The sequence below is a fragment of the Caballeronia insecticola genome (assembly GCF_000402035.1).
In the GTDB taxonomy this organism is placed as follows: Bacteria; Pseudomonadota; Gammaproteobacteria; order Burkholderiales; family Burkholderiaceae; genus Caballeronia; species Caballeronia insecticola.
This window is the reverse complement of sequence record NC_021288.1, coordinates 526,083-543,703: the sequence shown is the minus strand read 5'-3', so window position 1 is coordinate 543,703 and position 17,621 is coordinate 526,083. Positions and strand designations below refer to the sequence as shown.

Here is a 17,621-nt window from a genome sequence, read left to right as displayed (position 1 = left end):
AGCCTGAATCGACCGGCGCGACGCGGCTCATACCGCTGCCATATCCGATTCAAATTTCCGTCGCAAAAAATCAAAAATAGGCTTTGACAAATCCAGTATCTGATATCTAGTATATCACCACATAACCATCCATCAGGAGGAGACAAATGGCAGACGTACTCGAGGAAAGGGCACAGGCAGCGGCCGAAGAAAAGGCGCAGCAAACGACCGACGGTTTCCACCTGGTCATCGATGCTCTGAAGCTCAACGACATCGACACGATCTTCGGTCTCGTCGGTATTCCGATCACCGATCTGGCGCGCCTCGCGCAGGCAGAAGGCATGCGCTTCATCGGCTTTCGCCATGAGCAGCATGCGGGCAACGCAGCCGCAATCGCCGGCTACATGACGCAGAAGCCGGGCATTTGCCTGACCGTGTCGGCACCGGGCTTCCTCAACGGACTCACCGCACTCGCCAACGCGACCACCAACTGCTTCCCGATGATCCTGATCAGCGGTTCGAGCGAGCGTGAGATCGTCGATCTGCAGCAGGGCGATTACGAAGAGATGGACCAGCTGAACGCGGCCAAGCCGTATGCGAAGGCGGCCTATCGCGTGCTGCATGCGGAGGACATCGGCATTGGCGTCGCGCGGGCGATTCGCGCAGCCGTGTCGGGCCGTCCGGGCGGCGTGTATCTCGACTTGCCCGCCAAGCTGCTCGCGCAAACCATGGACGCGCTCAAAGGCCAGCAGTCGCTCATCAAGGTGGTCGATGCCGCGCCGCGTCAGTTGCCGTCGCCGGATTCGGTGAAGCGCGCGCTCGACGTGATCAAGGGCGCCAAGCGTCCGCTGATTCTGCTGGGCAAAGGCGCGGCGTACGCACAGGCCGATGCGCAGATTCGCGATCTGGTCGAGAAAAGCGGCATTCCCTATCTGCCGATGTCGATGGCAAAGGGCCTCTTGCCGGACACGCATGCGCAGTCGGCATCGGCGGCGCGTTCCTTCGTGTTGCAGGAAGCGGACTGCGTCGTGCTGATCGGCGCGCGTTTGAACTGGCTGCTGGCGCACGGCAAGGGCAAGACGTGGGGCGCGGCGCCCAAGCAGTTCGTGCAAATCGACATCTCGCCGACCGAGATCGACAGCAACGTCGCGATTGCGGCGCCGGTGATCGGAGATATCGGTTCGTGCGTGTCGGCGCTCGTCGCGGGCATCGATGCGAACTTCCCGAAGCCGTCGAGCGAATGGACGGGCGCGATCAACGAGCGCAAGAACAAGAACCTCGAAAAGATGGCGGCGACGCTCGCGAAGAATCCGTCGCCGATGAATTTCCACAGCGCGCTGCGCGCCATTCGCGACGTGCTGAAGACGCGTCCCGACATCAACGTCGTCAACGAAGGCGCGAACACGCTCGACTATGCGCGCAGCATCATCGACATGTACGAGCCGCGCAAGCGTTTCGATTCGGGCACGTGGGGAATCATGGGCATCGGCATGGGCTTCGCGATCGGTGCGGCGGTGACGAGCGGCAAGCAAGTAGTCGCGATCGAAGGCGACAGCGCGTTCGGCTTCAGCGGCATGGAACTCGAAACCATCTGCCGATATGACCTGCCGGTGTGCACCATCGTCTTCAACAACAACGGCGTGTATCGCGGCACCGATGTAAATCCGACGGGCGGCAAGGACGTCGCGCCGACCGTGTTCGTGAAGAACGCACGCTACGACAAGATGATCGAGGCATTCGGTGGCATCGGCTTCAACGCGACGACACCCGAGGAACTCACGCACGCACTCGAAGAAGCGATCAAGTCGGGCAAGCCGACGCTGATCAACGCAGTGATCGACGAAGCGGCCGGCACGGAGAGCGGACGCCTGACGAATCTGAATCCGCAAAGCGCGGCGATGAAAAAGTAATCAAGACCAGCCACCCAGGAGATATCAAGTGAGCGACAAACCACTCAAAGGCATCAAGATCATCGATTTCACGCACGTGCAGGCGGGTCCCGCATGTACACAGATGCTGGCATGGTTCGGGGCGGATGTGATCAAGGTCGAGCGTCCCGGTTCGGGCGACGTCACGCGTAACCAGTTGCGCGACATTCCCGACGCCGACGCGCTGTATTTCACGATGCTCAACAGCAACAAGCGCTCGTTGACGCTCGATACGAAAACGGACGAAGGCAAGGAAGTGCTGACCAAGCTGATCCGCGAATCGGACGTGCTGGTCGAGAACTTCGGCCCGGGCGCGCTGGACCGCATGGGCTTCTCGTGGGAAAACATCCACGAACTGAACAAGAAGCTGATCGTGGCATCCGTCAAGGGCTTCAGCGACGGCCACCATTACGACGACCTCAAGGTCTACGAAAACGTGGCGCAGTGTGCAGGCGGCGCGGCATCGACGACGGGCTTCTGGGACGGCCCGCCGACCATCAGCGCGGCCGCGCTCGGCGACAGCAACACCGGCATGCACCTCGCCATCGGCATTCTCACGGCGATCATCGGCCGTCAGCAAACGGGCAAGGGACAGAAGGTCGCGGTGTCGATGCAGGACAGCGTGCTGAATCTGTGTCGCGTAAAGCTGCGCGACCAGCAGCGTCTGGATCGCGTCGGCTATCTCGAGGAATATCCGCAATATCCGCACGGCACGTTCAGCGATGTGGTTCCGCGTGGCGGCAATGCGGGCGGCGGCGGACAGCCGGGCTGGGTGCTCAAGTGCAAGGGCTGGGAAACCGATCCGAACGCGTACATCTACTTCACGATTCAGGGTCACGCATGGGCGCCGATTTGCCGCGCCATTGGCAAGCCGGAATGGATCGAAGATCCGAACTACATGACGGCCGAAGCGCGCCAGCCGCACATCTTCGATATCTTCAATACGATCGAAGGATGGCTCGCCGACAAGACCAAGTTCGAAGCCGTCGACATTCTGCGCAAGTTCGATATTCCGTGCGCGCCGGTGCTGACGATGAAAGAACTCGCGAACGACGAATCGTTGCGCGCGAGCGGCTCGATCGTCGAAGTGGATCACAAAGTGCGCGGCAAGTACCTCACGGTCGGCAGCCCGATCAAGTTCTCGGACCTGAAGCCTGAAATCACGGGCTCGCCGCTCCTGGGCGAGCATACCGAGGAAGTGCTGCTCGAACTGGGCTATAGCCCGGAGCAAGTCGCGCGCATGCAGGAAATTCGCGCCGTCTGACGCGGGTGTTTTAGCGGTGAAGGATGATCGCTGCCTTCTCATGTCTTGCTTTTAAAGGCGAGAGAACGGCAGCGGCCCTTAAAAAATGATTAGATCGATACCCCACGATCCGGATAACGCCATGACCCAAACCATCGACTATGAACAGCTCGTCAACGCAATTGGCGACGCCGTGATCATTTCGGATGCGAGCGGTGCGATCACGCTATGGAATCCGGCTGCGGAACGCATGTTCGGATTTACCCAGAGCGAAGCCATGGGTCAGTCGCTGGATCTGATCATTCCGGAACGTCTGCGCGGCCGTCATTGGGACGGCTATCACAAGACAATGGCGACCGGCGAGACGCGTTATGGTCACGATCTGCTCAAGGTGCCCGCCGTCGATAAAGACGGACGCTCGATGTCGATTGCATTCACGGTCGCGCTGCTGCATTCGCCGCAAGGCGAAGTGACGAGCATTGTCGCGATCATCCGCGACGAGACGGCGCGGTTTCAGGAAGATCGGGCGCTACGCAAGCGTATCGCCGAGCTGGAGGCCAAGGCCGCCGCCTGAGGAATCAGCGTTACAAAGAACATAAAAAGTATCAACGAGACAGCAGCCCGCGTTTGCGCGCCACAAAGTGCGCGGACCCGGCTGCGGAGCAGGAAGCGGCCACTCATCCCACCGGCCGCTTCACTCGATGCCCGCGTTCGCGGCTGACTGACCAAAAAAAATTGATCACGATTCGCCCCTCGCGCAAGCTTCGCGCCGACGCGGGGCGCGGGCGGTTGCGTGCGTGCGAATGATATCGGCGCACATCAGGCGAATCAGGCGTCTTCAAGCGCGCGCCGCTCAAGCATTTCAAACTGTCGATTGGGAATACAGTCATGCCAATGATGATTGCAGTGCCACGGGAGCGCTATCCCGGGGAACGTCGCGTCGCGTTGACGCCCGAGGTAGTCGGACATCTGCTGAAGCTCGGTTTCGAAATCACCGTCGAGACCGGTGCGGGTGAACTGGCCGCCTTTGCCGACGAAGCCTATCGCGCAGCGGGTGCGCATATCGCGAAGGATGCGCCATCGCTTTACGCGGGCGCGGATATCGTCGTGAAAGTGCGTGCGCCTTCCATCGAACCTGCGGCCGATGAAGTCGTGTGGCTGCGCGAAGGATCGACGCTCATCAGCTTCATCTGGCCCGCTCAGAATGATGCGCTTCTTACGCGCCTGAACGCGCGCAACATTACCGTGCTCGCGATGGACTGCGTGCCGCGCATCTCGCGCGCGCAAAAGCTCGATGCATTGAGTTCGATGGCCAACATGGCGGGCTATCGCGCTGTCATCGAAGCGGCGCATCAGTTCGGCCGTGGCTTCATGGGACAGATCACGGCGGCAGGCAAGATCGCGCCGGCGAAAGTCATGGTGATCGGCGCCGGCGTGGCGGGGCTCGCGGCGATCGGCGCGGCGCGCAGTCTCGGCGCAATCGTGCGTGCTTTCGATACGCGGCCCGAAGTGCGGCAGCAGGTCGAAAGCATGGGCGCGGAGTTTCTCGAACTCGACTATGCCGAAGACGGCAGCGGCAGCGGCAGCGGCGGTTATGCGAAAGAGATGAGCCCGGAATTCATCGCCGCGGAAATGGCGCTGTTCGCCGCGCAGGCGAAGGAGGTCGACGTCATCGTGACGACGGCGCTCATTCCCGGCAAGCCCGCGCCCAAACTGATCACCGCCGACATGGTGCGCAGCATGCGTCAGGGCAGCGTGATCGTCGACATGGCCGCGGAGCAGGGCGGCAATTGCCAACTGACGCAGCCGGGCGAGGCGGCCTTCGTGGAGGGCGTGACGATCGTCGGCTATACGGATCTTCCGTCGCGCATGGCGACGCAATCGAGCCAGCTGTACGGCACGAACCTGCGGCATCTGCTGACCGATCTGACGCCGCAGAAAAATGGCGAGATCGTGATCGATATCGATGACGAAGTGATCGGCGGTGTAACGGTAGTCTTGCGCGGCCAGGTGAGATGGCCGTTGCCGAAGCGGCCTGCGGCTGTAGCGCCAACCGTCGAAAAACCCGCAGCGACTATCGCTGTAACGGTCGAACAAAAGCGCCGCGCCGGATGGATCGGCATAGCGGGCCTCGTGCTTGCCGCCGTCTTGCTGGCGGCGCTGGGCGCGGTTGCGCCGCCTGCGTTCGTCGCGCATTTCACCGTGTTCGTGCTGGCGATCTTCGTCGGCTATCAGGTCGTATGGAACGTGACGCCCGCGTTGCACACGCCGCTCATGAGCGTGACGAACGCGGTGAGCGGAATCATCGTGACGGGTGCGCTGTTGCAGGTCGGCACGCCGGATGGTCTGGTCGCGATTCTCTCAGGCCTCGCGATACTGATCGCGACGATCAACATCGCGGGCGGGTTTCTCGTCACTCAACGCATGTTGAACATGTTCCAGCGCTAAGGAGATCGGCATGCAAAACGGAATTGGAAGCATCGCCTATCTGGCGGCGAGCGTGTTGTTCATTCTGAGCCTGCGCGGGCTCAGCCATCCATCGACAGCTCGGCGCGGCAATCTCTACGGCGTCGTCGGCATGGTCATCGCCATCGTCACGACGTTGTGGCTCAACGGCGGCGCTGCGTTGCCGGTCGTGGCCGTGCTGATGGCGATCGGCATTGCGGGCGGCGCGCTGCTCGCACGGCGCGTCGAGATGACGCAGATGCCGCAACTCGTCGCGGCGTTGCACAGCTTCGTGGGTCTGGCGGCGGTGTTGGTGGCCGTGGCGAGCTACTTGTCGCCGTCCTCCGGTGCAGAGGATGGCGGCGTGGCGCAATCGGTGCACGATGTCGAGATCTATCTCGGCGTGTTTATCGGCGCGGTGACGTTCACCGGATCGATCGCCGCGTTTCTCAAGCTGCAGGGCATTGTCGGCGGCAAGCCGTTGCTGCTGCCGATGCGGCACACGCTGAATCTCGTCGGCGTGTTCGCGTGCCTGGCGCTCGGCTATGTGTTCCTCACCGCGCCCGATGCGGATGTCGGCATCAGCGCGCTGCTCACCATGACCGCGATCGCCGCGTTGATCGGCGTGCATCTCGTGATGGCGATCGGCGGCGCGGACATGCCGGTGGTCGTGTCCATGTTGAACAGCTACTCCGGCTGGGCCGCCGCCGCGACCGGCTTCATGCTCAGCAATGATCTGCTGATCGTGACGGGTGCGCTGGTCGGATCGAGCGGCGCCATTCTGAGCTACATCATGTGCCGCGCGATGAACCGGAAGTTTCTCTCCGTGATTCTCGGCGGCTTCGGCACGGTGGCGTCTTCATCGACGAAGGCGATCGAAGGCGAGGTCGCGCCGGTCACCGTCGATGAAGTCGGCGCACTGTTGCGCGATGCATCGGAAGTCGTGATCGTGCCGGGCTACGGCATGGCGGTCGCGCAGGCTCAGGCGACCATCAGCGAGATCACGAAAAACCTGCGCAATAAAGGCGTGAAAGTGCGCTTCGGTATTCATCCGGTGGCGGGCCGTCTGCCGGGGCACATGAACGTGCTGCTTGCGGAGGCGAAGGTGCCGTATGACATCGTGCTCGAAATGGATGAAATCAACGATGACTTTTCCAGCACGGATGTCGTGCTCGTGATCGGCGCGAACGATATCGTGAATCCGGGCGCACTCGAAGACCCCGGCAGTCCGATTGCCGGCATGCCGGTGCTCGAAGTGTGGAAGGCGCGCACGGTGATCGTGTCCAAACGAAGCATGGCGGCGGGCTATGCGGGCGTCGACAATCCGCTCTTCTACAAGGAGAACACGCGCATGCTGTTCGGCGATGCGAAGGGCAGCGTCGATGCGTTGCTCAGTCATCTTGCTGCGTGAGCGACGCGGGCGTGGCGAACGCGTCGACGGGGACGCGTTCGCCGCGTCGCAAACGCCCGATTGTGCGCAAGAGAACCGGGCGATCGGGTAATAAATGCCAATTTCCGGACGGACGTTGATTCACTCTGCCATTAGCGATACTCTTCATTCGTTCGTGGTCGAGTGCTGGTCAACCCGGAGACAACCGGTCCGTGAAACGAGCGAATGCTTTCTCCTGCATCCTTGCCTTGAGCGCAATCCTCTGTGGATGCGGTAAGGGCGGATCATCAAACACGACTCCGGAGTCGGGCGCATCCGCGAGTTCGGCGCCGGTTCAGGCCAGCGCGGCCGCGAGCGACACGCTCGCCGCATCGGGCGCGCAGCGCGGCGCGCCGGTCTCCATCGCAAAGGCGAAGTTGCCGGGCGAGGCCGCCGAGACATTGCGTCTGATCAAAGCGGGCGGTCCTTTTCCCTTCAGCGAAGATGGCGTGCTGTTCCGTAACAGCTCGGCCTTGCTGCCCGAGCATCCGCGCGGCTACTACCACGCCTATACCGTTCGCACGCCCGGCGCGGCGGATCGCGGACTGCGCCGCATCGTATGTGGCGGACCGCGCAGGCAGGCCACCGACTGCTACTACACGGACGACTACTACGCCAGTTTCAAGCGCATCGCCGATTGAGTCGAGCGTGTGAAGCGCGCGTGACTGCGTGAATGCCGATGCCCCTTCGCACTCGCGTACGATGGGGCATCGACACTGAAGCCGGCGTGCGTTCAGTTGATCATCGGGCCTTTGATCCGTCCTTCCCAGATAGCGTTGTTGATGTCGAAGTCGTTGACGGTCGTCATTCCGGGACCGCCATCCACGGTGGCGAGGACACTGCGTCCGCCGACGATGCGCTTCATTTGCGCGTGCGTGAGCGTGGCTTCTTCGCTCTGCGCGAACGGATCGTGCGGAATGTCTGCGATGACGAGAATGCGCTTCATGATGTTTCTCCGGGCTAAACAAGTGCGAAAGGTCGTGAGATCTGGATGAGCACGGCACATGCTCGCCCCGGTTTTTGCAAGGGCTATGCCAATATCCGGGAACGCGCTCATGAATACGCTGGAGCCTTGATTTACGGGGCTTTGCGGCTAGTCGGCGTGCGCGTTCATTCGAAATTGACAGGCTTTATGTTGGACGCTTGCGAACAGGCTTGAGGTGCGCTGTTGGCCGTGGCCATCAGCCCGACGCACGTCCCGCCGTCCAAAGCCAAATGCGAATCAGCACACGGTCGCACTGCATCGTGCGCACCTTGGTGACGCTTCGGCGCTTCTCTTCATCACGCATCGGGCGATGGGCGATACGCGTGATTGCCCGACTCGCTATCTCCGCTTCATAAAGCCGGGCATGTGACGTGCTGATTCATACGACGTCGAATGCGCCGCAATCCACTTTCAGCAATCGATTCGAATAGCTCACCGCATGCTTTCATTTTGAGGTTTCACCTATGAGCGCGACTACGAGCAGCTTGCGATATCGATCGAGAACGGCCACAGCCCTTTTCGATCTGCTCGACCCGATTCCTTACGGTCTCTTCGTCGGGACACTGATCTTCGACATTATCTTTGCGATTACCGCTAACGTTTTCTGGGCTAAAGGGGCGGCGTGGCTGGTGACGACCGGCCTTATCCTCGCGATCATCCCGCGCTTCATCAACCTCGGTCATGTGTGGTTCGGTTCTCGTCATGTCGTGACGCGTGCCGAGAAAGTCGATTTCTGGCTGAATCTGCTCGGCATTGTCGCGGCAGTCGTCAATGCCTTCGTGCATAGCCGCGATGGCTACGCGATCGTGCCGTCGGGCGTGATTCTCTCGGTCATCACGGTCGTATTGCTGAGCGTGGGACATATCGCACTCGCCTTCGATAAATTCGGTTTTCAGGAGGCGCGCCGTGATTAAGCAAACAACAGTGAGAAGCGTGCTCGCGCTTGGCGTCGCCGCGCTTTTCTCCGCATGCAACGAGCACGCGCGATACGACAGCGCGCATCAGGCAGGCGCGAATCCGCCGCTGCCCGAAGCCAAAAACTTCTTTACGCCGCCGATGCAAGTGCCGAAGTTCGTCGGCTGGAAAGACAACGAAGCGCCCAAGGTCGCGGACGGATTGAAGATCGAGAAGATCGCATCCGGCCTCGAACATCCGCGTCAGGTTTATGCGCTTCCGAACGGCGATATTCTCGTCGCCGAATCGGGCAGTCCGAATGCGGAACCGGTGACTACGCCGAAGCAATTGATCGCCGGGATGGTGCAGAGCCGCTCGGGCAAGGAGTCGAAGGGCGCGAACCGCATCACCTTGCTGAGAAAGCGCAGCGACGGCAGCGGCGAGTGGGAGAAGCATGTGTTCATCGACCATCTGCATTCGCCGTTCGGCATGCAGCTTATCGGCGATACGCTCTATGTCGCGGATACGGACGCGCTTCTCAAGTTTCCGTACAAGACGGGCGAGACGAGCGTCGCGGAGCCGGGTGTCGAGCTTGCCGATCTGCCCGATCGCATCAATCATCACTGGACCAAGGCGCTGCTCGCTAGCCGCGACGGCAAGAAGCTGTATGTGGGCGTGGGTTCGAACAGTAACGTCGGCGAGAACGGGCTCGATGTCGAGTATCGTCGCGCGAACGTGCTGGAAGTGGATGTGGCGTCGGGCGCAAGCCGTATTTTTGCTGCGGGCATTCGCAATCCGACCGGGCTGCAATGGGAACCGAAGACAGGTCAGCTCTGGACCGTGGCGAACGAACGCGATGAAATCGGCGCGGATCTCGTGCCCGATTATCTGACGTCGGTAAAGGACGGCGCGTTTTACGGCTGGCCGTATAGCTACTATGGCCAGCACGTCGATACGCGGGTGAAGGAGCAGCGCCCCGATCTCGTCGCGAAGGCAATTCCGCCGGATTTCGCCATCGGGTCGCACGTCGCGCCGCTCGGCCTCATGTTTTATACGGGCAGCAACCTGCCGGCGCAGTACAAAGGCGGCGTGTTTATCGGTGAACATGGAAGCTGGGACCGTTCGCCGCTTTCGGGCTACGCGGTGGCCTTTGTCGCGTTCGAGAACGGCAAGCCGGTCGGAACGCCTCAGCCGGTCGTGACCGGTTTCGTTTCCGCCGATGAGAAGGAACTCCACGGCGCACCGGTCGGGCTGACGCAGGACAAGGACGGCGCACTCGTCTTCGCCGATGACGCCGGCAATACCGTATGGCGCGTGACCGGAGCGGGCGGCTAAGCGGCATATGCCGACTTCGCAACGCCGCCACTTCGCCGCTTTGTCTATTGGTCCGCATCTTGCGTAGGGTGGTTGATGTCCAGCCGTTCCACCCCACGAGCCTTTGAGCGTCAACCTGACGCCAGGCGAGTACCGTCTCGGTGAGTCAATAATGCGCGTCTTATTTGTAGAAAACGATACGCACCTTTGCGAGGCGTTCAGAGCGCTCGCCGTGTCTCTCGGGCATGTGGCGGATGTGGCTCACGACGGCCATCAGGCGATGCTGCTGACAAGCGACAATCGCTACGACACCATTTTTCTCGATATCGGTCTGCCGGACGTGGATGGCCGCGACCTGTGCAGACGCATGCGGGCGGCGGGCCCGAGCAAACTGGCTTGCGTCGTGGCGGTAACCGGCGATGAGCGGCACGTGCAAGAGCAGTCGGAATATTTCGACGGCGCGTTTCTCAAACCGCTCACGGAAGACGGATTCAAGGCGGCGCTTAACGCGTGTTGAGCGGTTGGGCTCGAAGATCGCCCAGCGGTCTTTAAACCGCTGAGAGCGAACGCGCGCAGCGGTCAACAGAACCACCCGCACTCACTACTGCCGGTAGACACGCGGACGACGCTCGGTATGAGGTGCCCGCTCGGCGCCCGCCGGCTTGGCTGAGAACGCGTGCTGAGTCATGACGGTAGAGACTGCGCTTTTGAAAATGGTCTGGCTGCCGGAGGTTGAGCGAAGGGAAATCGCGTACCTGTCGAACAAGGTAACGACACCCGACAATTTGATGCCGTTGACCAGAAACACCCAAACAGGCGTCTGTTCGTCAACGAGAACGCGCAGAAAGGTGGACTGGATGTCTTCAGCCGGTTCGTTCACGGATGTCTCTCCCTTGGCTTTCACCGTTCTTAAAGAGTATGCGCTTGTCGGGGGCATGTTGTCCTCGACATAAATGCGCTGTTTGTTCGCCCGTAGGCCATTGCTCTTGCAACCGCACCAAAACCTGGCATTGAACCCGCTCTGCCGGACCAGCGCGCATTCGATCTGCAATTGACCGCGCGGTTCCCACATGTTGACGGGCGGTGCATCGAGCGCGACGAGAACATGGAACAGCGATGGTGCGTTCGTTGTTCTCCATCAGCGTGGCGACGAAACGATTCGCCCACTAGTAGCCGAGTTCGCGAACAGCAGGATGCCGGGCAGCTTGAAGAAGAACAGATACACCGTAATCGCGATGCTGAGAACCAGCACGAGCCGTTGCGTAACGCCGAAGGGGTGCGGACGCGCGGAAATGGAGCTTTGGAAAGTCGAGCCGATCTAACACGATGAAGTATCCGTCGAAGCCCGTGAACGGACTCGCGTTGATTGCGAGCGAGAGCGGCAAGATCGATATCGGTCACATGACTCGCAGCGTTTTCGCGCGAGAGACAGTGAGAAGCAGCGAGAAGCAGCAGGAAGCAACGAAAAGCAGCGATGAAACGGATCGGGCCGCATGCGTGGCGGCCCGAAACGCAACACGCCGACGCGGCAACCATTCTCACGGTTGCCGCGTCCGGCGCGTGATACAGACCGTCAAGGCAATGCCATGACCTTCTCTCCCGGGAAACCAACCAGCGAAAGCGCAGGTGTGGAGGTGGAACTTCCGACCACCCACCGGGCATAGGCGATGACGTTGGGACGCCCATCGGTGTAGACGAGACCTGGCGTCAGAGGAAACACTTCCGCGTTATCGCGTCCGGCCCGGCCGATGTGAACCCCGTTGACGAAAAGCTCGCCCGGCTGAGCCGCGCTGGGTATCTGGATACCAAGAGGCAAGCGAACACCCGCGGGCGCCGTGACGCTGAACGTTGTCCGATACCAGCCCACCTGACCCTTGGGCACGCTGCTGTCCGGAAGTCTGACGGACGTCCAGCCTGCATCGGAATATTCAGGTTTGTACCAGCCGGCGCGCTCGCCCGTCAGGCCGGATGCGTTCGGATAGTCCGCCGGATTGCCGCCCTGAATCTTCCACGTGATACCACCGTAAATGCCTTCCGAGGGCGGCATCGACAAACCGCCAATGCCCGCGACCGACGGCGTTTCACCCAGAATCGTCCAGCCGCAGAGCGAACCCCAACCGACGAAGTCGATGCCCGCGGAGATCAGGCCACGCGGCTGCTTGGCCTGATTGGAAGCGAGCGCGTCCATCGTGTGCCCCCAGTTTTCCGTCAGGACGCTGATGACGTTATTGCCGTTCGCGGCCAGATATTGGCTGGGGAAGGTGATGGCGCGCGCGTCATGCGTCATCGGCAAGGCGCCCAGCGCAGGGAGTCCATTGAGCCCCGGCGCTTCCGCGTTGCTGGTGAAGGTGCCGAGGTTGTTGCCGTTGAGCCAGACCTGATAGCGGTGACGACCCTCGATGCACATGCCCTTGGCCGCGCCCGAAAATCTTCCGCGATACCAGACATAGCCTGTTGGCATGCCATACGCGTCCGCGTTGAGAATCGGACTTGTCACGGGGCGGTACTGTGTCTGGCTGACTTTGATATCCGCGTTGCGCCACGCACTGTCATCGTACGATGGGAGGCGTTCCGGAGAGTCCGCCTGGAAGCGCCAGTTCGACAAGACCGGCAGCGTGACCTGATCGGGGCCTGCCACCTGTGTCCTGACAAGGTTGCCGCTGGCGAGCGTGTAGACCGTCATCGCCTTGTCCACGGACATCTGGTTGCCGGTGACCAATGCCGGTCCCACGACCATCTTGTCGGCAAGCGGCCAGAAGCGCGCGGCTGCATCGCGGTCGAGAATCAAAAGCTGACCGCCGGCCACACGGATGACTTGCGGGTCGCCCACCGTGAAGGTCACGCTCTGGTTGTTGACGCTTGCTTCGTACTGCCGCCCGCGATCGCCCATGAATACCAGCGTCCCTGGCCGGGCATGCAGGAGTTCAGCGGTGGTCCAGTTGATCATCCAGCCCTGAGTGTTCAGACCGGCGACCAGATACCGGGCGCTATATGCTGGCAACGGTACGGGCAGGGTTGTATGCCCATTCAGCTTCAGCGTGGGTGCACGATCTCCCGCGTCCGCGTTGCGGAGGAACACATGGAGACTTCCGTCCACGATGGACCGGCGCACGCGATACAGACGCGCCGAATCGTTACTCGTCACGGCATTGCCGGCCTGATCCGTTGCGGCAAGCGCCGGGCTTGCTGCGTCGACCATCAGGTTGATACGGCGCTGCTCGTCGAAGAGCGTGCCCAGGCCCGTCCACTGGCGAATGGGAGACGCCGAGTCATAGGCCGTGCCCAGGCTCGGAAAGCCCGAATAGCCCCACGTCGTGCCCGAATAAGCCAGATATTGGTTGACCATGGTGACACCCTGGCCGAACGTCGATAACTGCTGAACCGTGGCGTAGCCCATCATGCGATCGTACTTCTGATCGGCCGTGGATTTGTCCTGTCCGTTGAGGTTGACGAGGCCGCCCTGCATCTCGGGCGAATACAACGGCGTGTGCGGCGCAACGGCGCGGTACATGCTCTCGAACTGATCGACCTGCGAGAACGTTTTGGTGTTCCACTGACTGCAGCACTGGAAGCCGTAGGGGTAGTTATCGAAGCCGTACAGGTCAACGATATTGGCGAACTTGCCTGAGGCGGGCAGGGAACCGAACACCTGCTGATCGTTGTGCGTGATCGGCACGGTAATGCCGTAGCTGCGAGCCGCCGTGTAAAGGGCGCTCATGTACTGATTGGCGCCGGTGAACACACCGGGATACTCGTTCTCGATCTGCACTGCGATGACCGTGCCGTGATTGGCGCCGCCATATTGCCATCGGGCGATGCGCGGCATGACCTGGCCATACCAGTTCTGCCAGAGCGCCTGCCAGCGGCTGTCGTTGGTCCGGAAGAAACCGGGCTTGCCGAGCGCCCAGCTCGGATAGCCGCCGCCGTCGACTTCGCCCTGAATATACGGACCCGGACGCACAACGACGTACAGGCCCGCATCACGCGCATTGGAGAGGAATCGTTCGAGGTCGTACCGGCCATCCCAGCGGGACATGCCTTCCGCGGGCGTGTGATAGTTCCAGGGCACCAGGATGGAGATGGAGTTGAAGCCTGCCGCGCGAATGCGTTGCAGGACATCGGGCCAGTCGTCCGGGGAAGGCATGCCGGGCGTCAAACAAGATGAGAGCAGCGCGTCAATCAGGATGAGAGTACTGGCGATGCGGCAGCGGTGGAGGGCGTAGCCCGGAACCGCTGCCGCAACGCCGCGCCGAGGAGTCCACCCCGCTACCGGGGTGCCTTGTCGGTGGTCGCGGTAAATCGGGTATGAACAGCTCTTCCATGTAGCGAAGGGAGGCTGAGTTGCCCGGCCGACACATCAACGACCATCAGATGAGGCTCTACATGAAGTACAGACTCAAGGAAGGACCAGCTCAAGCGGCTGCGCGCGCCGGGTTCAGCGCCGCCACGGGGTATCGCATCGATCAGGACCGGCGACTGCCATCGCAGAAGAAGGCACCACGTGCGCGTCGCCGTCCCGATCCCCTTGCGGCAATCTTTGACACCGACATCGTGCCGCTGCTCCAGTCCGCTCCCGGCATCCGGCCTATAGCCGTACTGGACGAGATGCTTCGGCGCCATCCCGACCTCCCGGGCAACGTGCGCCGCACACTGGAGCGCCGTATTCGCGACTGGCGCGCACTCCATGGCGAGGAGCATGACGTTATGTTCCGTCAGGTTCACGAACCCGGTCGTCTCGGGTTGTCCGACTTCACAGAGATGGACAGCCTGGGCGTCACCGTGGCGGGTGTCGCGCTTGACCACCGCCTCTATCACTTTCGGCTGGCCTGCTCGGGCTTTGAGCACGCTCACGTCATTCTCGGCGGCGAGAGCTATGTCGCGCTGGCTGAAGGGCTGCAGAATGCCATCTGGGCACTCGGGGGCGCGCCGCGCGAGCACCGCAGCGACAGCCTGTCGGCGGCGTTCCGCAATCTCGATGCCGACGCGCGCAAGGATCTGACCACGCGTTACGATGCACTGTGCGCCCACTACGGCATGCAGCCCACACGCAACAACCGTGGAGTTGCCCACGAGAACGGCTCCATCGAGAGCCCTCATGGCCACCTCAAGAGCGCAGTGCGTGATGCGTTGCTTCTGCGCGGCAGTCGCGACTTCGACAATCTCGGTTTCTATCGCTGCTTCATCGACGAGATCGTCGGTCGCATCAACGCGCGTAATGGCAAACGCATTGAGGCCGAGCGGGCACTGCTTCAGCCGCTTCCGGCCCAGCGTACGTGTGACTACGAGGAAACGCGCGTATACGTCACGACCACCTGCGGCTTCGTCCTGCGCAAGGTGTTCTATACCGTCCCGTCCCGGCTGATCGGCCATCACCTGCGCGTGCGCCTGTACGACGACCGGCTGGAGCTGTTTCTGGGCAGTACGGCCCTGATGACACTACAGCGCGGCCGTGCGGGTCCCAAGGGCAAGCACGGCCACGTCATCAACTACCGGCACGTCATCCACGCGCTGCGCCGCAAGCCCATGGCACTGCTCAACCTGGTCTACCGCGATCAGATCTTTCCGCGCGAGGCCTTTCGCCTAAGCTTCGATCGCCTGCTCGAGCAGCTCCCGGAGCGTCAGGCATGCAGGACCATGGTTGAACTGCTCAGCCTGGCCCACGAGCACAACTGCGAAGCGCAACTGGCCCAGGCGCTGCAGCAGTGCCTGGACGATGGACAGTTACCCGACCTGGACGCACTGCGTTCGCGTTTCGAAGCGAAGCGCACGAACAGCATGCCGGAGGTGAACGTCCAGCTAGCACCGCTGAGCGACTACGAAGCCCTGCTTGACGACATGGCAACGGAGGTGACGGCATGAGTCTCGACATCGACGCCACCCGCCTGTCGCTGCTGCTCAACGATTTGCGGCTGCCCGCCATCAAGCAGATCTGGTCCAGCTTTGCCGAGCGCTCCGACACGGAAGGCTGGCCGGCAGCGCGCCTGCTGATGGCGCTGGCCGAACACGAGATCGCCGAGCGCGATCGACGCCGAGTCGAACGTCACCTCAGGGACGCCAAGCTGCTGCCGGGCAAGACACTGGAGAACTTCGATTTCGACGCGGTGCCGATGGTATCCCGCGCGCACGTCTCGGCGCTTTGCGCTGGCGATGGCTGGTTGCGTAACGGCACCAACCTGATTCTTCTGGGGCCGAGTGGGGGTGGCAAATCCCACCTGTCGTCGGCCATTGGACTGAGCCTGCTGGAGAAGGGCTGGAAGGTCCTCTTCGCTCGCACTACCGACCTCGTGCAGCGGTTGCAGGTCGCGCGCCGCGAGCTCGCGCTGGAGTCAGCCATCAACCGGCTGGATCGCTTCGACCTGGTCATCCTGGACGATTTCGCATATGTCAGCAAGGATCAGGCAGAGACGTCGGTGCTGTTCGAGCTCATCAGCGCTAGGTATGAGCGCCGTTCTCTTTGCATAACAGCAAATCAACCATTCGGCGAATGGGACAAGGTCTTCCCCGACCGGGCCATGACGGTGGCCGCCGTCGACCGGCTGGTCCATCACTCGACCATCTTTGAGCTGAATGTCGAAAGCTACCGTCGCCGTACTGCCCTGCAGCGCAAGCAGCAGGGACCGGGACGCCCGGCCAGTAGAGCGACACCAAAGAACGTTGGCGTGCCACCGACACAGGAGGATCAGCACGGCATCGACCTCACCGAATGACCCACTGTTCTCATCCTGATTGACGCGCGGCTCGCAGGCAAAGCTAGCCGGCGTCAATCAACTCCGGCATCATCTTCCACGCCAACACATTCTCATCCTGATTGTCGCGCAGCCAGAATACCTGCGGCGTCACCATTACACAGCAATCCAAAACGACTGGTGGCTTCAGCTTGATTGTCGCGCGACACCCACTCGCCCGCGTCAATCAACGCCGCGCGTCAATGAATAAACGCTTGCCAGCGTCAATCAACATCGGCATCATCATTTCTGCCGCGACATTCTCAACTTGATTGTCGCGCGTCTCTCATCCGGATTGTCGCGCCACAAAGGCATCCGGTTGTAGTGGACTTCGCCGCCGTTGAGGATGACGCGCTGTCCCTCGATCATCAGCGAGTAGCGGTCGTACGCGATACGCGCGTTGCTCGGTGCCTGCGACGAGCTTAGCGACGGCACGGCGGCTGCCGCAACCGCTGCGGGAGGCGGATTATTCGCGGCCTGGCTATGAACCGAGGCAGCGGTGTCGTTGGGATCACCGCCGCCACATCCTGCCAAAAGGATTGCAAGTGGTGCTGCGGCCACTGTCAACAGAAATTTACTATTTTTTATCAATTTATTCGCAAACCTAACGGCTATTTCGATGAGTGAATTACAAGTGAAGTTGTGCCCGCCAGATGGGGCACCTCATTCGATGAGTGAC

General features: G+C 61.4%; 15 protein-coding genes. 11 read left to right on the top strand and 4 right to left on the bottom strand.

Annotation, left to right across the window (positions count from 1 at the left end; translation table 11 throughout):
- Positions 1–146 precede the first annotated feature (146 nt).
- From oxc to BRPE64_RS23165, 6 genes are all read left to right on the top strand, one after another.
- Positions 147–1,889 carry an oxalyl-CoA decarboxylase gene (gene oxc, locus BRPE64_RS23190; protein ID WP_016347327.1) on the top strand — a complete coding sequence of 581 codons (1,743 nt, stop codon included), beginning with the start codon at positions 147–149 and terminating at the stop codon, positions 1,887–1,889.
- A gap of 28 nt (positions 1,890–1,917) precedes the next feature.
- Complete coding sequence (gene frc, locus BRPE64_RS23185; RefSeq protein WP_016347326.1) at positions 1,918–3,171, top strand: formyl-CoA transferase; 1,254 nt, start codon at positions 1,918–1,920, stop codon at positions 3,169–3,171.
- Positions 3,172–3,292: 121 nt separating this feature from the next.
- Positions 3,293–3,724, top strand: coding sequence for a PAS domain-containing protein (locus BRPE64_RS23180; RefSeq protein ID WP_016347325.1), 432 nt, complete (start codon positions 3,293–3,295; stop codon positions 3,722–3,724).
- A gap of 314 nt (positions 3,725–4,038) precedes the next feature.
- Positions 4,039–5,598 carry a Re/Si-specific NAD(P)(+) transhydrogenase subunit alpha gene (locus BRPE64_RS23175; RefSeq protein ID WP_044042897.1) on the top strand — a complete coding sequence of 520 codons (1,560 nt, stop codon included), beginning with the start codon at positions 4,039–4,041 and terminating at the stop codon, positions 5,596–5,598.
- Between the two features lie 10 nt (positions 5,599–5,608).
- Positions 5,609–7,006: an NAD(P)(+) transhydrogenase (Re/Si-specific) subunit beta gene (locus BRPE64_RS23170; RefSeq protein WP_016347322.1), complete on the top strand. Its 1,398-nt coding sequence runs from the start codon at positions 5,609–5,611 to the stop codon at positions 7,004–7,006.
- Positions 7,007–7,197: 191 nt separating this feature from the next.
- Positions 7,198–7,665: a ribonuclease gene (locus BRPE64_RS23165; RefSeq protein ID WP_044042896.1), complete on the top strand. Its 468-nt coding sequence runs from the start codon at positions 7,198–7,200 to the stop codon at positions 7,663–7,665.
- A gap of 92 nt (positions 7,666–7,757) precedes the next feature.
- Here BRPE64_RS23165 and BRPE64_RS23160 read toward each other — a convergent pair whose 3' ends face one another.
- Positions 7,758–7,970: a hypothetical protein gene (locus tag BRPE64_RS23160; RefSeq protein ID WP_016347319.1), complete on the bottom strand. Its 213-nt coding sequence runs from the start codon at positions 7,968–7,970 to the stop codon at positions 7,758–7,760.
- 503 nt (positions 7,971–8,473) lie between these two features.
- On the opposite strand from BRPE64_RS23160, the gene BRPE64_RS34010 reads away from it, so the two are divergent.
- The 3 genes from BRPE64_RS34010 (at position 8,474) to BRPE64_RS23145 (ending at position 10,734) form a co-directional block, all read left to right on the top strand.
- Positions 8,474–8,923 (top strand): DUF2231 domain-containing protein, encoded by a 450-nt coding sequence (locus BRPE64_RS34010; RefSeq protein ID WP_016347318.1) that lies wholly within the window; start codon positions 8,474–8,476, stop codon positions 8,921–8,923.
- Entirely contained in the window at positions 8,919–10,238 is a 1,320-nt protein-coding gene (locus BRPE64_RS23150) for a PQQ-dependent sugar dehydrogenase (RefSeq protein WP_051180540.1), read from the top strand. The genes BRPE64_RS34010 and BRPE64_RS23150 overlap by 5 nt, the downstream gene beginning before the upstream one ends.
- A gap of 103 nt (positions 10,239–10,341) precedes the next feature.
- Positions 10,342–10,734 (top strand): response regulator, encoded by a 393-nt coding sequence (locus BRPE64_RS23145; protein WP_144063506.1) that lies wholly within the window; start codon positions 10,342–10,344, stop codon positions 10,732–10,734.
- Between the two features lie 84 nt (positions 10,735–10,818).
- Here the strand turns inward: BRPE64_RS23145 and BRPE64_RS31980 are convergent, their stop codons facing one another.
- Together BRPE64_RS31980 and BRPE64_RS23130 are read right to left on the bottom strand one after the other, a co-directional pair.
- Entirely contained in the window at positions 10,819–11,289 is a 471-nt protein-coding gene (locus BRPE64_RS31980; RefSeq protein ID WP_051180523.1) for an RNA chaperone Hfq, read from the bottom strand.
- 501 nt (positions 11,290–11,790) lie between these two features.
- Complete coding sequence (locus tag BRPE64_RS23130) at positions 11,791–14,361, bottom strand: glycoside hydrolase family 35 protein (RefSeq protein WP_044042894.1); 2,571 nt, start codon at positions 14,359–14,361, stop codon at positions 11,791–11,793.
- 197 nt (positions 14,362–14,558) lie between these two features.
- Between BRPE64_RS23130 and istA the strand changes: the two genes are divergently transcribed.
- Together istA and istB are read left to right on the top strand one after the other, a co-directional pair.
- Positions 14,559–16,076: an IS21 family transposase gene (istA, locus tag BRPE64_RS23125; protein WP_084675804.1), complete on the top strand. Its 1,518-nt coding sequence runs from the start codon at positions 14,559–14,561 to the stop codon at positions 16,074–16,076.
- Positions 16,073–16,924, top strand: a complete 852-nt coding sequence (gene istB / locus BRPE64_RS23120; RefSeq protein WP_016347309.1) for an IS21-like element helper ATPase IstB — start codon at positions 16,073–16,075, stop codon at positions 16,922–16,924. Before istA ends, istB begins: the two co-directional genes overlap by 4 nt.
- Positions 16,925–17,185: 261 nt before the next feature.
- Here istB and BRPE64_RS33010 read toward each other — a convergent pair whose 3' ends face one another.
- Positions 17,186–17,509, bottom strand: coding sequence for a hypothetical protein (locus BRPE64_RS33010; protein WP_144063505.1), 324 nt, complete (start codon positions 17,507–17,509; stop codon positions 17,186–17,188).
- Positions 17,510–17,621 lie beyond the last annotated feature (112 nt).